The organism is Blastocatellia bacterium (assembly GCA_025054955.1).
Taxonomy (GTDB): Bacteria; Acidobacteriota; Blastocatellia; order HR10; family J050; genus JANWZE01.
The window spans coordinates 1-3,404 of record JANWZE010000151.1; the positions used below are offsets into that span (position 1 = coordinate 1).

The 3,404-nt window shown below is 52.8% G+C and carries 2 protein-coding genes; both read right to left on the minus strand.

The genetic code is table 11. The features are described from left to right. The coding region (locus tag NZ823_17865) for a hypothetical protein (protein MCS6806992.1) at positions 1-571 on the minus strand (571 nt) is incomplete at its 3' end. Positions 572-1,016: 445 nt separating this feature from the next. Next, on the minus strand, positions 1,017-2,066 hold the full coding sequence (locus NZ823_17870) for a hypothetical protein (protein ID MCS6806993.1): 1,050 nt from the start codon (positions 2,064-2,066) through the stop codon (positions 1,017-1,019). Between the last annotated feature and the right edge of the window lie 1,338 nt (positions 2,067-3,404).

Below are 3,404 nucleotides of genomic sequence, written 5' to 3' on the forward strand. Positions count from 1 at the left end.
TTCCGTTGGACAGGGAGACAACCGGCTTGGCCGTCAAGTCTGTAGCTCCGTTTCGACCATCATAAATGCCCGTTCCGTTCTCCATGAATCGCACCTTCCACCCTTGCACAAAACTACTGGGCGCCACCGTGATTTTCAACGTCGTATTCTCCGAATAGTTATTGACAGCTTCGATGACGGCACTGCCCTCTTGCTCGAAGGTGAAATCCAAAACCGTGAATGCTTCGGCATCCAGAACTCTGGGAAACGGTTCATTGAGCGTGCTGGCCAACAAGGCATTCAGGTTCATGTTATCTGTCGTGCTGCTGGCGGCGATTCCTTTGATCGTGAGCGTCGCGCTCCCCGTGATGCGCACCTCCGAGAGCAACTGACCACTGCCCTGTTCATAGAACTTGGCTTCACCCGTTCCTGACATCCTGCCGAATCGCATCACCACTGCGTCATTCTGCGGCAGGTTTGTGACCGTGACTTGTACTAAGCTCAACGCGTTTGTACAAACCGCCGTGAAAGGTTGGATGCTGACATCCACCGGCGGCGCGCCGGCGCGGTGGACCTGGAGCGGACGCCTCATTGCGCGGACCGCTTGAGTTTCCATTGGCGGCAGCACGCACGGCCGATCACCAATCCGCGCCTCACATTGCAACTCGCGCTCCCTGCCGCCACAGTCCCATCCACCCTACTGAGCCAAAAGGCGAAAAATGCTATCCTGAAGTTACTCGCGCTCCCTCCCGCAACAGTTGCAGCTACTCGGTTGAGCATGAACCGCTCTGAATCCCGATGAGCATCGTTTTGTCTACCTTTCGATTGCTCCCTTGAGCCTGTGGAACCAGCACAAAAAGTTACAAACCCCTACCGCTCGCTTTCCCGCATTCGCTGATATTTTGCTCACCGACAGGCTCATACCAACGGCAAAGAGATTTATCCCCTGTGACTCAGATGGCCCACCTCCTCACCCACCCCTCCCATAGAAAATCTCGACGGAATCGGTCCACTGCTATAGCGTCCATCGAGATCATTCATTTCAAAACCAGCTTGCCAATCACAATCTTTCCTTCCTCATCATAAGCAATCAATCCGTTCTTTCCCCACGAGGCCCCGTATACCGTGCCTTTGGCTCTGGCAATCTTCAGCCTCTTACTCCCCGTGTAATGCACGACATAGAGATCGTTCCAGTCCACAGCATGCCCGTCACCGATTTCTGCTGCACAAAGCACCCATTCACTATCAGGCGACCAACACCTCGGATCGATGTTACGTCCGAGATCATAATAATATTTCCCTGTAGAGATTTCATAGACCGACAGGCGACTCTTCGTTTGAATGCAATAAATAACCACCTTCTCCCGATTCGGAGATAGTAGGACTTCAAAACATTTTGCCGGAAAATCACCAACGGTAGCGGGTGTTATTTTCCTATCCTGGCTTCCAATCCTGAGGTACGCTTCAAGTCTATCGCCCAACGACAAGATGTACGGCACAATCACATCAGGTCCATCAAATCGTCTCTCCCCCTCCTGATCGCTGAAAACCTTTCCGCCCCTTCCTATGGCAACCAGGTAGGGGCCATCATTCGGTGTCAGCGCCTTGACCAACTCCAGGTCCCCCTCAAGTGCCACCTTATTTCCAATCAAATCGGTATTGCCAACGACCAACAGATTCCCCTCTGCGTCGAACACCGGATCACTCATAAACGGTGACACAAGCGACTTCGATACAACCTTCCTGGTGACCACATCAATCAACTTGACAGTGCGCTCGTCCACATACGCGATCTGTTGGCTGTCAGGTGACCATACAGACCGCCTTATCTCGCCCAGACCTTCTCGTTCCACCAGTAATCTCGGCCTTAAATCGTTTGAACGCGCAATCCATAACGCATACGCGGGAGCATTTGAGCTAAACGCAATCCACCGACCATCGGGAGAAATCACAGGTCGGCGAAACTCCACTCCCTCTTTCGCAATGTACCTCACTTTCTGCAGGCCTTTGAAGTTGACAGAACCCTCTTGTCCAAAACTCAACGCCGCCCAGATTGCCAAACTCAATGTCATTATGGCTAGCTTCATCTTCTTTCGCTCCTTTCGACTGGTTATTTACCATCAACGGTGCATTTCAGTATCTCGGATCGTTTTGATCCCTAAAACGAGGTCTCCACTGGTTGGCGACATCAGTCGCCACCTTGTGATCTCCGGCTAAAGAATAGTCAACCTATTGTAGGTTGGATAAGCTTGAGCGGCGATTAATCTCGATGAATTCATCCGTGTGTCTCCTCATGAACACCAACGTATAATCATCGTCGGCTAGCAGGTCTCTGATTCTTAATCCTATATCCAACGTGAGGTCCTTTTCTAGCAAGGGAAGCGCCCATGAGCTCCGTGCTCGCCACGAAGGATGAAAATGGTTATTTTCAAAGGAATCGCCCACGAGCTCCGCGCACGCCACGAACGATGAAAAGACAATTCTTTCGTGAAGTTCGTGTGTTTCGTGGGCGATGTCCCAAGGAGCGATCTTGGGGACGCGGCGTCGTGAGAAGCCACCAGAGGGTAGCCAGACGTGAAACGTCTGGCTGGGCGTCATCTCAAATCCCTCGCGCCTTGAAGAGGCGCGCACCTCGTTCTCATCGAAACTCGTTTACGCTGTTCAATTGCTGGCCACGCACGCGCACATCTCAGCGCGTCTCCAACGCGCCACGATTGTTTGGTCTGCTGCTCCAGACGTTGCACGTCTGGCTACCTGCTGTTTGCGCCTCCGGCGCAAGCTGAGCTTGGATGTTTTCCGAGGGATTGCTCATGTGTGAGGCACGCCATGAACGATGAAAAGACAATTCTTTCGTCACATTCGTGTGGTTCGTGGGCTATTTTCTGAGGAGTTGTTCATGTCGTCCGGCACGACGCCCAGAAACGATGAAAACACAGGCGGGAACGCCTGTGCCACTTTTTCAGAGGAGTCACAGGCCTACCATCTGGGCCCGTCGTCGGACCGATGTTACCCGGATCACGTCCCCCATGACCAGGATCAATCATCACTCGTAAGGCTACGACCTTGAGCTGGATCGTATCGGATGCGACAACCGATTGTCCGCTGATACTGTAGGTCACCCTGGCCTCAAGAGAAAATTCTCCGAAGGCAGATAAACATAAAGGTGTAGAAACCTGTGCTGAGAACGATGAACCTGAAACTGTGGCTGGGTAACTCGATGGGATGTTCTGGCATTGACGACCGAGAACAAACGCCGCCCTGCTAATGGAAGCACCTGATGGGAGAGTCGCAGTGGCTCGAACCGTGACCGGATCGTTCCAGATTCTTATCATGTTGACTGGAGTAGCATCTACTGAGAAGGTGGCCACTCCATCCGTAATCTGGTCTATCTGCACTTGAGCCGACGGCGGCGCGCCGGCGCGGCG